At 33.4% G+C, this 14,659-nt stretch carries 16 protein-coding genes; all 16 read left to right on the plus strand.

All coding sequences use genetic code 11. The features are described 5' to 3' along the window. The first annotated feature begins 56 nt into the window (after positions 1–56). The 16 genes from ACSKT4_RS00395 (at position 57) to ACSKT4_RS00470 (ending at position 14,552) form a co-directional block, all read left to right on the plus strand. Positions 57–833, plus strand: a complete 777-nt coding sequence (locus tag ACSKT4_RS00395) for a type II secretion system F family protein (protein ID WP_186870042.1) — start codon at positions 57–59, stop codon at positions 831–833. Between the two features lie 45 nt (positions 834–878). Next, positions 879–1,073, plus strand: a complete 195-nt coding sequence (locus ACSKT4_RS00400; RefSeq protein WP_186870043.1) for a Flp1 family type IVb pilin — start codon at positions 879–881, stop codon at positions 1,071–1,073. A gap of 13 nt (positions 1,074–1,086) precedes the next feature. Further along, positions 1,087–1,698 (plus strand): TadE/TadG family type IV pilus assembly protein, encoded by a 612-nt coding sequence (locus ACSKT4_RS00405; RefSeq protein ID WP_186870044.1) that lies wholly within the window; start codon positions 1,087–1,089, stop codon positions 1,696–1,698. A 29-nt stretch (positions 1,699–1,727) separates the two neighbouring features. Then, the gene (locus tag ACSKT4_RS00410; RefSeq protein ID WP_465822621.1) at positions 1,728–3,944 is read left to right on the plus strand and encodes a DUF5702 domain-containing protein; all 2,217 of its coding nucleotides are present in this window, start codon (positions 1,728–1,730) and stop codon (positions 3,942–3,944) included. A gap of 29 nt (positions 3,945–3,973) precedes the next feature. Beyond that, complete coding sequence (locus ACSKT4_RS00415) at positions 3,974–4,621, plus strand: DUF4352 domain-containing protein (protein ID WP_186870046.1); 648 nt, start codon at positions 3,974–3,976, stop codon at positions 4,619–4,621. 99 nt (positions 4,622–4,720) lie between these two features. Continuing rightward, positions 4,721–5,335, plus strand: coding sequence for a DUF4352 domain-containing protein (locus ACSKT4_RS00420; RefSeq protein WP_186870047.1), 615 nt, complete (start codon positions 4,721–4,723; stop codon positions 5,333–5,335). A 24-nt stretch (positions 5,336–5,359) separates the two neighbouring features. Further along, positions 5,360–5,950, plus strand: coding sequence for a hypothetical protein (locus ACSKT4_RS00425; protein WP_186870048.1), 591 nt, complete (start codon positions 5,360–5,362; stop codon positions 5,948–5,950). A gap of 24 nt (positions 5,951–5,974) precedes the next feature. Further along, a complete protein-coding gene (locus ACSKT4_RS00430) occupies positions 5,975–6,502 on the plus strand; it encodes an A24 family peptidase (RefSeq protein ID WP_186870049.1) in 528 nt (175 codons plus the stop codon). A 30-nt stretch (positions 6,503–6,532) separates the two neighbouring features. Next, the gene (locus tag ACSKT4_RS00435; RefSeq protein WP_186870050.1) at positions 6,533–8,086 is read left to right on the plus strand and encodes a DUF6382 domain-containing protein; all 1,554 of its coding nucleotides are present in this window, start codon (positions 6,533–6,535) and stop codon (positions 8,084–8,086) included. Then, positions 8,083–9,009 (plus strand): PP2C family protein-serine/threonine phosphatase, encoded by a 927-nt coding sequence (locus ACSKT4_RS00440; RefSeq protein ID WP_186870051.1) that lies wholly within the window; start codon positions 8,083–8,085, stop codon positions 9,007–9,009. The genes ACSKT4_RS00435 and ACSKT4_RS00440 overlap by 4 nt, the downstream gene beginning before the upstream one ends. Before the next feature lie 4 nt (positions 9,010–9,013). Beyond that, positions 9,014–9,904, plus strand: coding sequence for a serine/threonine-protein kinase (locus tag ACSKT4_RS00445; RefSeq protein ID WP_186870052.1), 891 nt, complete (start codon positions 9,014–9,016; stop codon positions 9,902–9,904). 23 nt (positions 9,905–9,927) lie between these two features. Continuing rightward, on the plus strand, positions 9,928–11,325 hold the full coding sequence (locus ACSKT4_RS00450; RefSeq protein ID WP_186870053.1) for a type VII secretion protein EssB/YukC: 1,398 nt from the start codon (positions 9,928–9,930) through the stop codon (positions 11,323–11,325). Between the two features lie 607 nt (positions 11,326–11,932). Then, the gene (locus ACSKT4_RS00455) at positions 11,933–12,691 is read left to right on the plus strand and encodes a MerR family transcriptional regulator (RefSeq protein WP_186870054.1); all 759 of its coding nucleotides are present in this window, start codon (positions 11,933–11,935) and stop codon (positions 12,689–12,691) included. A gap of 224 nt (positions 12,692–12,915) precedes the next feature. Next, positions 12,916–13,056: a YpzI family protein gene (locus ACSKT4_RS00460; protein ID WP_064965382.1), complete on the plus strand. Its 141-nt coding sequence runs from the start codon at positions 12,916–12,918 to the stop codon at positions 13,054–13,056. Between the two features lie 347 nt (positions 13,057–13,403). After that, positions 13,404–13,616, plus strand: a complete 213-nt coding sequence (locus tag ACSKT4_RS00465) for a PepSY domain-containing protein (RefSeq protein WP_186870055.1) — start codon at positions 13,404–13,406, stop codon at positions 13,614–13,616. A gap of 471 nt (positions 13,617–14,087) precedes the next feature. Then, positions 14,088–14,552 (plus strand): NUDIX hydrolase, encoded by a 465-nt coding sequence (locus tag ACSKT4_RS00470; protein ID WP_186870056.1) that lies wholly within the window; start codon positions 14,088–14,090, stop codon positions 14,550–14,552. Positions 14,553–14,659: the final 107 nt, after the last annotated feature.

The following is a 14,659-nucleotide window of genomic DNA, read 5'->3' on the forward strand; positions in this document are numbered from 1 at the left end:
TAATTGTTTTTTTACTTGTCATATTCATACGAGTGGGGAAGAGCTATGAAGTTATAATGGAACAATTTAAAGGGCAATATCCTTTGATGTTTCTAGCTCCAGTGTCTTTATTTATTGTAGATAAATTGAAAATAATGGAAAGGTTTTATAGTCAGATAGCAAAAATTCAGCAAAAAATGATTAGTTTATATGGAAATAGAACTGCATTACAACATACTAGGATATATCTGGCTCAACTTATCTCCATCGTACTAATTACGATAATAGGAGCTTTGTTATTTACCGCTTTAGCTGAAGGTGATATGGCAATTTTTGTAACGGGAATATTTTTTGCAATACTTCTTCCATATGCGATGATAAAAAAACTAGCAAGTCAAGAAAAAGAGAGAAAAGATAAGATTCTTTTGGAATTACCTGAAGTGGTAAATAAGCTAATCTTATTGATTAATGCAGGAGAAACTGTACAGCAAGCATTGGTTAGATGTGTGACAACTGCTAATGATCATAATTCACCGTTAATTGTTGAACTTACCGATGCCGTTAATAAAATGGTTAGTAATGAACCTTTTCACCAAGTTCTAAATGACTTAAGTAAAAAGTGTGGAATTCAGGAAATTTCAATTTTTACCACAACTATCTTACTTAATTACCGCAAGGGTGGGAATGATCTTATACTGGCATTGCGGGAATTATCACGTGATTTATGGGAAAAGAGAAAGAATATTTCTAAAACTAAAGGTGAAGAAGCATCATCTAAGTTAGTATTTCCACTTATATTAATATTTGTGGCAGTAATGATTATTGTTGGTTACCCTGCAATTACTATAATGTAAGCAGGTTATCATATAAAATTAAGAATCATTTTAGGAGGAAAAAAAATGGGGAAAATCAAAGAATTTATGACAAGGTTTTGGAAGGATGAAGAGGGATTACAAACGCTTGAAATATTATTGATCATTGCAGTAATTGTAGCGATTGCCTTATTATTCAGAAAAACTATTATGGATTGGATTAATAAATTACTAGGTTTTGGAAATCAAAATATTGATAACTTTAATCCAGGAGGACAATAGGAGAAGCTCCGTAATGAGAAAAATTATAAAAAAAATCAGGAGAGAGAATGATGGTAGTTTTACATTAGAAGCTACAATGTTATTTCCGATTCTTCTTATCATTGTACTGCTATTCGTCTTCTTTAGTCTCGTAATCTATGAGAAAGTGACACTCCAGTACAAAGCGAATCAGATTGCATCACGTATGGCCCAAACCTGGGGAAGTAGTACGATGGATATTGTCACTGGTGAGTTGGGTAGATCTGATTATGTTACTCAAAATGGTGATGGGTTGTATTGGAGAATAACTTCTAATAATGGGTTCAATAAGTTTGGCTTAAGTTTGAGTGATAATGGTGTTGTGACAAAAAAGAAACAGAGAGTCGGAGAGTATGCTGGAAATGTAACTTTTGATAATGGACTCTTTTTACAAGAGATTGTAGTATCGCTGGATAAGGACCTTGCCCTTCCAAGTTCATTAGCGGATATATTTGGCGTAAATAAAGTAGGAGCAACAGCAAGACATCCAGTTGTAGATCAAACCGAAATCATTCGAAATACTGATTTTATGGTTTATGGCTTTCAGAAGTTTACTACTTACGCATCAAAGTATATTCCATTTTTCAATAGAAATGAGGAAAATTGAACGTATTGAAAATGGAAGGGGGAGGTATGTTGAAAAGAATTACAAAGAAAATATGGCATAAGTTTTTTATTAATGAGAATGGTGCAGTTTCCGTATATCTAATTATTATTGCATTGCTTCTGTTATTATTTAATGCGGTTTTAATTGATTATGCTCGAATTCTAATTGCAGAAAGGCAAACTGAAGAAGCAGCTAAAGCTGCTCTACGTTCTACTATGTCTGCCTATAATACCTCACTTCAAGATAAAGGGCTTTTTGCGCTTGATGGAAATCAAGGGGAAGCCGAGACGATATTTAGAGAAGTATTTCAAAAGAATCTTTCCACTGGCGAAGGAGAACATTTTGATTTCCTAGGCTTAAAGCCAGTCGATAGCGAGATATCATTAAATATAAATTTGGAAAGAAGTTTAGCTAACAAAGATATATTGAAGTATCAAATTTTAGAAGAAATGAAATACAAAGCCCCGGTTGAAGTAGGAGAAGCTGTGATAAAGAATTTTTTATCAGTGGCAGAGCAAGTAGAGCAAGCTTCTGATTATGCCAAACTTGCAAAGAAATTAAATGACTATGCCAAAGATCGAGAAAAGGAATTAGATGAAGCTGAAAAACTACTTAAAGAAGCTAAAGAAATCTTAGATAATATGAGTGGTAGAGTTCAACCAGAATCCGTAAGGTCCAATTATCCAAAAGTATCGGTAACATATGATATTTTTTATTATCATGATAGGTATAAAAGGGAAATGGAGTTAATTGAGGAAGCGGAAAGGGATAACGGAAATACAGATGGTGATGACGAGGGCAATGATGAAGAGGTTGATGTTGAGGAATTAAGAAGGGATACAACACAATTTAAACGAGAATCACTAAGCTTATTAGAAGATTTAATTAACGAAACCACTGTAGTTGTAAGTAAATTACAAGATGCTTTAGATCTAATAGAAAGTGCTGAGCGTACAAATAATGAAATGAGAGAAACCATTAATAATCATGAATCGAGTAGTGACTATGATAACGCGAAAAGCATTAGTGAAGATTTGGAAGAAAGTACAATAGGTGATAATACGGATGGAAGTCTAGAGGATTATATATATCCAGAGGAAATGTTTACAAATTTAAAAGAAACAGTAGAACAAGCTCTAAGAAAAATAACGAATGGAAGTAATATTGAAAACAATGCCTTACTAAATAAGCTATCTAGAGAATTTAGGCCAGATGTACAATCAGATTTTGAAACCAGAGCGAAAAGAAATATATTGGGGCATGTCGAGGATGTCAAGGAATATCATGGTGATGGTCTTTCTAAGGTAGAGAAAGCTCTGGAAATTTTAGCTGATGGCCGTAAAGACTATATCGACAATAAAGATGCAATAGAGGAAGAAGAAGATAAAGCAGACGAAGGCATGGAGGATACTAAAAACCAATTAGATGATATACAAGACCAAATTGAGAGTTTAGAAGGTGCTATGTCTGACACGCAATTATTAGCAGAGCTTGGACAAATAGCGAGTGAATATGGTGAAGCAATTGCAGCAAATAATAAAGAGTTTTCCATGGAGGACCGAAATGACACTGCCGAAGAAGCACTAACTTTCATCGATATATTATTTAAGAATTTAGGTGATTTGCTTCTAACAGCGCGGGATGAAGTCTATATTAACGAATATATTCTAATGAGGTTTAAAAGTCATGATTTTTCCGTGAATGGTAGTGCAGCTTATGCTTATGAAAATAATCAGGTGGAATATATTATATACGGCCTAGAATCCTATGGTGCGAATTATTTTGCCGCTCTATCAGAAATATTTGCTGTACGATTTGCTATTAACTTAGCGGCAGGTTTTATGCGACCAGAGGCTCGTGGTTTTGGTCCGTTTATTTGGGCATATGCTTTGGGATACGCATTCACTAGAACCTCAACTGACTTAGGAAATATTACAAGAGGAAGAGCGATTGAATTATTTCCTGGAAAATCTTTACCAACCATGGATTACAAAGATCATTTAAGGTTATTTTTATTTGCACACCTTGAAGGTGGAAAGTTTCAGAGATTAATGGCTGTACTTGATAATGAAACTGGTAAGGATTTAAGAGAAAGTCCAACATATGTAACAGCAGAAGCTACAGCTACTGTAAAACTATGGTTCCTCCCTCAAGTTATCAATATGCTTGAGTCTACTAATGTAATTAATGGTAGAGTTGAAGGCAATGAGTTTTTTATAGAAAAAGAAGTTAATTTTTCTTATTAACAAAATTACGATTTTAGAGGTGGAAATATATGAAGAAAATGATAACACTTATCATGTTGACGTTTGTAATGATGATTTGTTTAGTCGCTTGTGGGGATGATGATACTCAAGATGTAGACAAAAATAATGAGCAAGAAGAATCTAATTTAGAGGGTGAAGGTCAAAAAGATGATGATATAGATGAGAAATCTGAAACAACAGATGATGAGGAAACTTCGAATGTAGGATTCGATGTTGAGTCTGATGATCAACTAGATTTAGGAATTGGTGATACCGGAACATTTGATACTACATTAGGAACATATGAGGTTACGTTAGTATCAGCGAAGCTAGAAGATAATATTGATGGCGCATCCTCAGAATTAGATAGATTCATCCTGTTAGATTTGACTGTTAAAAACACAAGTGATGAAGAACAGAAAGTTGAAGATTTATTGCATTCACTTGAAGTAACAGATTATCTAGATGGTAGTGGTTTCTCAGATGCTTCGGAGCATTTTGATAGTATAGAAAAAATGTCAGGAGTAATTGCTCCTGGAGAAGAAATGTCAGGTCAATTTGTTACATTTGTTTATGACGCTGATGAGTATTATTTTAGAAAAGACCCGGGTAACGTTGCGGCAGGAAGCAGTAATCAAGTTATTTGGTTGATTAAAGCGAGCGAAATTGAAAATTAAACAGAATCATTTATAGAATTTAAACTGTAAAGTCACTTAAACAGTGACTTTACAGTGATTCATATTACTAAAACAGTTATAAAGGGTGTTAAATATTTTATGGAAAGAAAATTTTTAATCTTCCCCCTCTTGATATTTATTTTATGTTTATTAGCGAGTTGTGGTAGTGGTAGTGCTCCAGTTCCAGAGGAATTAATAGAAAATCCAGATTCTGAGCCTATCGAAATTAAAGACCAATACGAATTATCAATCGGAGAAACTGGATATACAGTGGATTTAGGTAACAAAAACATATTAGAAATAACCTTAAATTCTGTGGGGATCGTTGATGAAATCAATGGGGAAACAGCTGCAAGTAATTCGCATCCTGAGCGAGTCTATGTTGTCGCAAACTTCACTGTTAAAAACCATGGTGAAATTGGGATTTCTAAATCTGGACTCGAGTACCCAGTACTAGTTGATGGTAATAACTTAGCTCATATCCAAAATAATCAAGTTACCCATCGAAATGATTTAATCGGTATTGGAGATAGAATAAAACTTTTTGAGGATGCATTCTTTGATTTAGGGCCGATTGAACCAGGAGAAGAATTAACAGGAAACATGCTCATAGTCGCAGATAGGCGTGCGGATAGTTATATTCTATATTTCGGATATGATAGGGATTATTTAAATAAACTGACTTGGCATTTTACTGCAGAAGAAGCAGAATAGTTTAGCTTTAGAAGAGAGGTGATTGTGATAAAACATCTCATTAGAAAAGATAATGGTAGTATTACGTTAGAAGCTGCTATGATCTTGCCGTTTTTCTTATTTTTTATATTGTTTTTAACTATGTTTATAAGACTTTCAGTTGCAGATATGGCCTTATATAAATCTGCTTCAGAAACCGCTGAACTAGTTGTCGCTTATGCATATCCTGTAGCAGTAACGAAACAAGGTGCTAGTAATTATATCGACAAGAAGCTTAAAGGATTAGAGGAAAGTACAGACCTTGATATAACTGGAGCAATTCAGTGGATTAGTGAGGGGTTGGACTTTTTTGGTATAGATGTTCAAGGATCAATTGAAAATTTATTTAATGATGGGGTAAGGCAAATTATCGAACCTACTATACAGAAAAAGTTTAAAGAAGCTACTGGCGGTTGGAATTTCTTTGATGAATCTAGTTTGAAAGTAACCAGTGTTGAAATCCCCAGCCTAGTAGGAGGAAGTAATGACTATTTAGCAATTAATGTAGAATATAGGTTTAATTTATCAATTCCATTTGTTGACAAGGATATTGTATTAAAAAAAACAGCTTATGAAAGAATATGGAACGGAAAATAAATTGGTCTAGACCGGAGGACGAGAATGCTCCAATTGAACGATTATATATTGTTTTTATATTTGATTATTGCGTTTGTAATTGATGTGAGATTTCATAAAATCCCCAATTGGTTATCAGCAGGTGCTATGCTTATAGGTATACTTTATCATCTAGTTATGGGTGGAATAGACGGATTAATCTTTTCCTTTCTGGGATTATTAGTAGCCGGGGGGATATTTTTACTACTTTACGTATTTAAGGCGCTTGGCGCGGGTGATGTTAAGCTCTTTGCGGGGATTGGTGCTATTGTCGGAGTTCAGATGGTTTTGTACATGATGATGTACTCTATTATAGTGGCAGGAATAATTGCAATCATCATTCTATTATTTACTAAAACGTTCTTACAGAAGATGACAAGCGCATTATTTGCTTTTGTAGGTTCCATCATTTCAAAGGACCTTAGGAGTTTAGAAGAGTTTAAAACAACAAAAAGCACGCGATTTCCCTTTATGTATGCAGTAATACCTGCAGTGATAATGACCTACTATTATGTATTTACCACATATAGTTAAGAAGAACAAGGAAACTATAGGAGGAAAACAATGGGCACTATCTATAACTTAGGATTTGAATATATCCACCAAAATGGTAAATCGATAGTTTTTAAAGAGAAAGATGGAGAGAAGCTATCTAGTAATCATCTACATAATGTTCAATTAAAAATGATGCAGTCCAATCGAATACCACATCTATTAGTTATGAGTGTGGAAAATATTGATTTTAGTACAAAGCTACACTACAACATAAATTCCAAAAATAAAGTTGTATCTTTTTTTCGGAATAATAATACTAATATGAACGATTATTACCAATTGTTTCTTTCTATTATTAAAACATTGGAGAATAGTAGCTCATATATGCTAAATCAAGATAATTTTATTCTTCGTTCTGACTTTATTTATGTTGGAGAAAATGCAAGCGATGTGTATTTAGCATATTTACCAATTAAGGACTTGAATAAACAAACAACAATCAATGAAGACATGAAGCAATTGTTAACAGATATTGCAGGAGAAGTGGAAGGGTTACAAGGGAATGAATTTAAGAGTATCTTAACCTATATTAAAAATTCTTCCTTTAGTTTATCAGGATTAAAAAAGTTATTATTAGAATTAATTTCGCTTAGGACAAATGTAAATCAGTTTCAACCAGTTGATAACTATACTGCTCAATCGTATGGTAATGACACTAGTACCTCCAATTCTTCTGGCTATAAAACTAATGATAACCGACAAAAACCTAGTATGGATAATATAGATGAAGTGGTTCCAATAAGTCAAAGAAAGCGCAAAATGAAAAAGCAATTACCACCATTATCTTCTAGACATAAGGTTTATATCTTTGCCATATCGGTGATTTTAATAGCATTGACGTGGAAGTTGTTTGATATGTATCCTATACCTTCAATTCTCTGGACATGTATAGGTCTAACTATTTTGGTTTTAGCTGCTGTAGTAATATATACAAAATTTTGGAGACCTGGAGTTACTCCTATCGATATACCTTTAGAAGAGAAACCGCAAGAAGATAGAAAACAGAACTATCACGTTAAACATGCGAACTCAAATAATGATAGGACGAATGTTCAACCTAACATAGGACATAGTTCCAATCCATTTCAACAACAAATAGAAGAACACTCACCTAACTTTAGTGAAATTACAACCCATCAGTCTGTCGCTGCTTCATCTATAGATATGAGTTTTCTAACACCACCACATACTGATGATACTGTCTTATTGGAAGATGAATCAACTGTAGCAATCCATCCGGAAGAAACAGTTCTAGCCCTTTTATATAGGACTGGGGAGGATGGCCAAAGAAAAACTATTGTAATTAATAATAAGAATTTCTTAATAGGTAGAAATAATAGTTCGGTTCACTACACGGAGGAATCTACTGGAGTTTCCAGAATCCATGCAGAGATACTTCAAATTGATCCAACTAGTTATGGATTAAAGGATTTAGGGTCAAAAAACGGAACGAAGTTGAATGGAAATGCATTGGTACCATACAAAGTGTATGCATTAAATGATGGAGATGAATTTATAATAGGTAAAGCAAGATATTCTTTTAAATGGAGTTCAACTGAATGAGATTGAACTGGAAGACAGGAATAGCAACGCATCAAGGTACCAAAAAGAAGAAGAATGAAGACTCTTACTTAATACGATTTCAAACGGATAGTAAAGAAAATGAGTTAGGAATATTTGTAGTTGCGGATGGCATGGGAGGATATCAGGTTGGTGATACTGCTAGTCGTCTTGCAATTGAAACAATAGAACAATGGTGGGATAGAAGAATTGATAAGATTTTAAAAAGAAAAAATGTTGTAACACAAATAACCAAAGAACTCACTAAATTATTCAATCAAATTAATCGTGTCATAATAGAAACGAGTAAAAATAGTGGTAAGAAGATGGGAACCACGGTAACTTTCTTAGCACTCTATAAGGGACAATATGGAATTGTTCATATTGGAGATAGTAGAGTATATCAACTGAAGGAAACAATTGGTGGTTTAGATTATCATCTAAAGCAAGTGCCACATGGGAATTTACATGAGCAAACAGAAGTGTTAGAGGCGGAACCAGAATTCATTCAAATAACAGAAGATCATTCATGGGTTGAGAAACAAGTTTTAGTTGGCAAACTAACAGAGGAAGAGGCAAGAAATCACCCTAAACGAAATGTCTTATTACAATGCCTTGGAATTGAAGAGGATATTAATCCTTATACTAAGATAGGTAACTATAATTCTAGTGATTTATTTTTACTTTGTAGTGATGGTTTTTACTCACTATATTCAAATAAAGAAATTAAAGATATGCTTTTAAATTTAGAAAAAGAATATAGTAATTACCAATCTGTATGTGAGTATTTAATAAATTTCTCTAATTTTTCTAATGCCCACGATAATATTACCCTTATTCTAACTAAACACCTTTATTATGAGCAGGAAAATAGAAATAATAACTCTTCTTGGTTTTCATTTATGAAACATCTAAATAGGGAGTAGTGGTATGAGTAAACATGGGATCAAAATTAATAATGAGCAGATATTGCAAGATAAATACCGTGTTGTAACCCATATCGCTTCCGGTGGGATGTCGGAGGTTTATTTGGTAGAAGATATCCACGATTCACAACAACAATGGGCGATGAAGATTGTAAATAAGGAAAGTAAACTCTCTAAAAAGATAGTGGATGAAACAAAAATATTAAGTGAATTAGATCATCCTAATATACCAAAAATGATTGATTTTTTTACATCTGAAAAGTACATATTTCTTGTAATAGAATATGCTGAGGGGACAGTTCTTTCGGAATTTTTGCTAGAGAAACAATTTGACCTTCCGATTAATAAAGTGATTGAAATTGGAATCCAGATAAGTGATATTTTACATTATTTACATACCCGTTCAATACCAATCATATATCGAGATATCAAGCCCGGTAATATTATTTTGAGCAATAATGGGAGTATAAAATTAATTGACTTTGGAATTTCAAGGAAATACCAAGATGATAAAATGAAAGATACTTTGAAGATAGGAACAGTTGGCTTCGCTGCACCGGAACAATTTGAGCAAAAGCAAAGTGATTTTCGTACAGATTTATTTTCCTTAGGAGCGTTACTATATTTCATACTTTCAAAAGGAAAATACGTTTACGTTGCACAAAAACCAATCTCCTATTTTGTAGATGACATTCCTAGGAAACTAGAGAAATGTATTAATCAACTAGTAGAATTAAAACCCGAAAAGAGAATTCAAAATGCTCAAGAGGTTAAAGTGCTTCTTACGAGTTCCTTAGAAGAGAAACAAGTCAAGAAATCAAGATTTGCAAGAAATATGGTAGTAATTGCACTATTCATTGTTATATTTATAACTGTTTTCTTTGTACTAAAGTAATTCGTTTACAGGGGGCTAACATTATGAATGGAGAAATAAGTGAGGATTTTGGAACCATAAGGGATAATGGAGAAATAATAGTATATGAAATTCCGAGTAAATTAACAAAACTAAAGGAAGCAGAGCAATTAGAAGAGCTAAAAAGACCGGATGATATGTTCTTTGAATGTCAGCATTTTATTGTTGATGGGGAATGGTTAAGAATCTACTTTAAGCGTAATAGTCATTATCACAATATAAGCGAATATTTACAAGTTTCTACTGAAAAAAAACGTGTCATTGTTATGAATTTAATTGAGTTATCCAGGCTTATTGGAACACAATATACTACTACTTTACATCCAAACAATGTTTACGTGAATGAACAAGGCGATGTGAAATTAGTACATCGCGGTATTCGTCATGTTTTGCCTCCTGTTGAGTTTAATGAAAAACAATTACTAGAAGAAATGAAGGAAATTATCAATTATCTCTTCGTAGGTTTCTCTCGTTATCTTATAGAAAATCCAACTTTAAATAAGGAAACAGAAAGCTTTATTTCCACTATAAACAATTCTAAATCCATTAAGGAATTACTCGATAATATTGAAGATAGTGAACAAGTAAAAAGAGATGATACTTCTGAAGATAGTAAGTCTAATCTAGGGTTGAATAAATGGAAGAGTCCTGTTGTTGGCAATAGAAAGGTTAAGCTATCTCTGCTATCTGGAACATTAATTGGTTTCCTGTTTGGGCTATTGTTTTTGTATATTACACAAGTGGCACCGTTAAATGAAGCAACAGTTGCTACTAGAGAAGAATTTCAAGAAGAACACAAAAAATTAGCAGATGAAAACGGTGCGTTGCAACAATCATTACTCCAATCAGAAAAGGTTAATCAGGCTTATAAGTTATATATTGATGGGAACTTGGAGGAGGCTATTTCAGTCTTAGAATCTGATAATATAGGTTCTGAAAGTAGAAAGGAATTTTTAAGTCAATTATATTTAGAATCTAGTAACCCTGAACACTTAATGAAGTCGGTAGAACTTAGCGCAGATAACCTAGATTTAGTGGTAGAAAAGCTAATAAAATTAAATAACGAAGAGGCCAATAGCAAAATACTGACTCTCCAGTCTGATAATCCAGTATTAACAATAGAGCAAGCATGGATAAATCAAGAATTCCATGAAGTAATTGAAATTTATGAGGAAATTAAAGAAAGAGATAGAGCAAAAACATTAGCTGCTAGAAGTTTTTTGGAATTAGATATGCCTGAAGATGCAATAGAATTAGGAGAGCAGCTAGGTGATGTATCCATTCAAATTAGTGGTCTTGAAAAACAGATAGAATTAATAGAAGCAGATAAAGATCTTGATGAGGATGAGAAAAAAGAGAGGATTGAAGAATTGGAGGAAAGGGTAGAGGAATTAGTAGGGTAATAATAAAACGTATCATACAGTTTTTGTGATACGTTCTTTTTACATATGTAATGTATTGGTTGACGTTTTAAGTGTTGCCTATAAATCTGTGAGTATTAACAGATTAGTAAGGGAATTCAGTACTATAAAAACAAAGAATCGGGTGAACTAAGTGAATCAAATAGAACTGTTTCCAATACCGGGGTGGATTCAATTCAAACAGTTTGAAGATAGATATAGGTATAGACATGACTTTGATATTATTTATGAAAATAGGAATAATACAGAATTGGTAGCTTTGATAAAATTAAAGACCCCAAAACTCTTTATAATATGACTAGTAAAATGGCTGAAAGCTCTCTAAAGGAATCACTAGATATTGTTACAGACAGCAAGGATATGTCCAGTTTTTCAAAAGAAGAGTATTGTAATTATTGGATTACTAAATATAAAAAGAGTTTATCAGACCGGTATGAGGAACTTCGCAACAAAATACTTTTTCCATAATATTATACAAGCTTAATTATAACAAAAAGTTTGGCTACTTAGGTGGGAGGATATTATGAATTTCCCTTGACCTTAACGTTGCGTAAAGGTTTATGATGAGGATGTCGGGAGGGTAATCATTATGGAGTATACAGTAAATAAACTTGCTCGTATTTCTGGAGTAAGCGGCCGCACGCTCCGTTATTATGACCAGATTGGATTATTGAAGCCGGCAAGAATTAATTCATCTGGCTATCGTATTTATGGGCAAGAAGAAGTGGATCTACTTCAGCAAATTTTGTTTTACAGAGAGTTAGATGTAAGTCTGGAGGATATTATGGAAATAATCCAACAACCAGATTTCAATCGAAAAGAAGCACTGAAGAATCATCATGCGAAATTAAAGCAAAAGAGAGCCCGCCTTGACCAGATTATGGCAACCGTCGAAAAAACAATTGCCAGTATGGAAGGAGGAGTACCCATGCAGGATAATGAAAAATTTGCAGGATTAAAAGAAAAGTTGATTGAGGAGAATGAGAAGAAGTATGGCAAAGAAATCCGTGAAAAATACGGTAATGATATCGTTGAGGCAAGTAATACAAAATTAAGAGGGATGACACAAGCGGATTATCAAGCGATGACAGAGCTTGGTGAAGAAATAATGAATTTATTAAAAGAAGCTTATAAAACGGGCGATCCAGCATCAGAAAAAGCACAACAACTAGCTGAGAAACATAAGCAATGGCTACTGTATTCATGGACGAATTATTCAAAAGAAGCACATGCGGGCCTAGCTGAAATGTATGTGGCAGATGAACGGTTTACTGCTTATTATGACACTGCTATAAAAGGCGGTACAAAATTTTTACGAGATGCTATTATGATTTATTTAGATAGCTAATTAGAACATACCATGCATCAACATACTTGGTGCATGGTATGTTGCAATCTAGGTTAACTAATTTCATAGCTCCTTTTCATACTTCCATAATACCACTTTTATTTTTCCATTCCTTTATAGTAGTTGAATAGCTTATATGAGCTTAATAAGAAGATTTGTCAAAAGAATTTTATTAAGGAATAATTCCAAACAAAAAAACCATCTTAGTAGTAGGAGGTGCTAAGATGGGAAAAGACCGTCAAGAAAAAAAGTTAAAGAAAAGTAAGCGCGTAGAATCTGATCGTGATGTAGGATTGCGTTATAAGGGTTCAACCATTATGTCTAGTCCTGAGGAAGCGATGGAATTAAATGATGGGAAGAAGTAGTAGGAAAAAAAGGGAAGTCTCTGTTTTAGAGATATTCTCTTTTTTGTTTTATAAACTTTTTTATGGGAAGAAAAAACTAAACGTTAAAAATATGATGCCTGCACTAATAGTTTTGATACGTATCGAATATGATGTCTAAGGAATGAATTAATATGATTCTAATCAAATTTTAATTTAACTGTTATTTTTCTTTAAGGATTTATGGCTATATTAAAGAAGAAGAGTAAAGGATCATGAACAATTACTATTCTCTGCAATTGAATATACACATAAGACACTTAAAAATTAGACATAACAATCAACGTACAGATGAACTTAACGATAATGAAGATTGGTAGGAGGAAAATATGGAACAAGCTACTTTCCCAAATTTAATCACAGAGCTTCAAGCAATTGAACTTGCAGAAAGTGTTATAGAAGGCACCGTTGTTCAAATGGTATTAGATGTAAACAAGGGCATATATATATACGAGCTAGAATTAAAAACAAAGAATGGAAACACTGCAATTGAATTAAATGCTATTACCGGTGAAGTAATACGATCATTAGATTCAAGGTAGGAATTAACAATGATTTCTTACTGATAGATAAAGGCATCATGAGGGTGTTTTTAGCAGATAGGAAAGTATTTAAACTTTTCCTCCCTGTATAAGAAAAAACACATTCGCTCTTCTTTTAGCGAATGTGTTTTTCTTATGGTGGAATATTGGTGGTGATTACTTTTCGAATATCATGCTAGCACTTATAATGAAGGAATAGTCTGTCAAATATATTATTACTCAATGTAGCTTAAAGGATAAGGAAAGTACCGAAAAAGTAATAAGAATAGGCAAGTTCATTGGTAGTACTTACAACCATATCATTTCTAGTAATCATGAATATAGTTAAAATGAAGGATATTTTTAGCTTGCTTGTTTACCTTGTAACTGTACAAGTACTAGTCGAAAAAAACTACTTTATGGAGTAGGGAAGCTGTTCAGTAATTATCATCATCAAGTCCGATTGATAACTTTAGATAAAGGAGCAAATAGATGGGATATGTAGAGGATTTGAGGAAAATAGTAGGCCATAGACCGTTAATCTTTGTTGGTGCTGTGGCAATCATTACGAATACTGAAGGGAGTATTCTACTGCAACAACGAAGGTTTCCAAATGGGGTCTGGGGAATTCCTGGAGGGTTAATGGAACTTGGCGAATCAACGGAAGATGTAGCAAGAAGAGAAGTTAAGGAAGAAACCGGACTGACCATTGGTAGGCTTCACTTAATTAATGTCTATTCTGGCAAGGACCATTTTATTATTGCCGAAAATGGGGATCAATTTTACGTTGTGACAGTTGCTTATTATACTAATGAATATGAAGGTGAAATACAGGTGGACGAAGCAGAATCATTAACGTTTGAATTCTTTCCACCAACAGAATTACCAGAAAGAATGGTCGGAAGTCATCGAGAGATTATTAGGGAATATCTAAAGAAGCATAGGGGGAGAGTCTGATGTTCTATGACTCTCCTTAAGCCTACCAACTCCTGCTTTGTTTAATTTAAACTTTAATAGATAGTAAAATCTGACTAAAGTCCTGGTTTTTAGAGGGGACTTTTGCC

The organism is Ornithinibacillus liuyingii (genome assembly GCF_055550225.1).

Excerpts from the sequence above, each read along its gene's own strand:
- ACSKT4_RS00400 (WP_186870043.1), top strand. The coding sequence starts at position 879 with ATGGGGAAAATCAAAGAATTTATGACAAGGTTTTGGAAGGATGAAGAG.
- ACSKT4_RS00470 (WP_186870056.1), top strand. The coding sequence starts at position 14,088 with ATGGGATATGTAGAGGATTTGAGGAAAATAGTAGGCCATAGACCGTTA.
- ACSKT4_RS00395 (WP_186870042.1), top strand. The coding sequence starts at position 57 with ATGGAACAATTTAAAGGGCAATATCCTTTGATGTTTCTAGCTCCAGTG.
- ACSKT4_RS00435 (WP_186870050.1), top strand. The coding sequence starts at position 6,533 with ATGGGCACTATCTATAACTTAGGATTTGAATATATCCACCAAAATGGT.
- ACSKT4_RS00455 (WP_186870054.1), top strand. The coding sequence starts at position 11,933 with ATGGAGTATACAGTAAATAAACTTGCTCGTATTTCTGGAGTAAGCGGC.
- ACSKT4_RS00440 (WP_186870051.1), top strand. The coding sequence starts at position 8,083 with ATGAGATTGAACTGGAAGACAGGAATAGCAACGCATCAAGGTACCAAA.
- ACSKT4_RS00420 (WP_186870047.1), top strand. The coding sequence starts at position 4,721 with ATGGAAAGAAAATTTTTAATCTTCCCCCTCTTGATATTTATTTTATGT.
- ACSKT4_RS00445 (WP_186870052.1), top strand. The coding sequence starts at position 9,014 with ATGAGTAAACATGGGATCAAAATTAATAATGAGCAGATATTGCAAGAT.
- ACSKT4_RS00450 (WP_186870053.1), top strand. The coding sequence starts at position 9,928 with ATGAATGGAGAAATAAGTGAGGATTTTGGAACCATAAGGGATAATGGA.
- ACSKT4_RS00465 (WP_186870055.1), top strand. The coding sequence starts at position 13,404 with ATGGAACAAGCTACTTTCCCAAATTTAATCACAGAGCTTCAAGCAATT.
- ACSKT4_RS00415 (WP_186870046.1), top strand. The coding sequence starts at position 3,974 with ATGAAGAAAATGATAACACTTATCATGTTGACGTTTGTAATGATGATT.
- ACSKT4_RS00460 (WP_064965382.1), top strand. The coding sequence starts at position 12,916 with ATGGGAAAAGACCGTCAAGAAAAAAAGTTAAAGAAAAGTAAGCGCGTA.
- ACSKT4_RS00430 (WP_186870049.1), top strand. The coding sequence starts at position 5,975 with ATGCTCCAATTGAACGATTATATATTGTTTTTATATTTGATTATTGCG.
- ACSKT4_RS00405 (WP_186870044.1), top strand. The coding sequence starts at position 1,087 with ATGAGAAAAATTATAAAAAAAATCAGGAGAGAGAATGATGGTAGTTTT.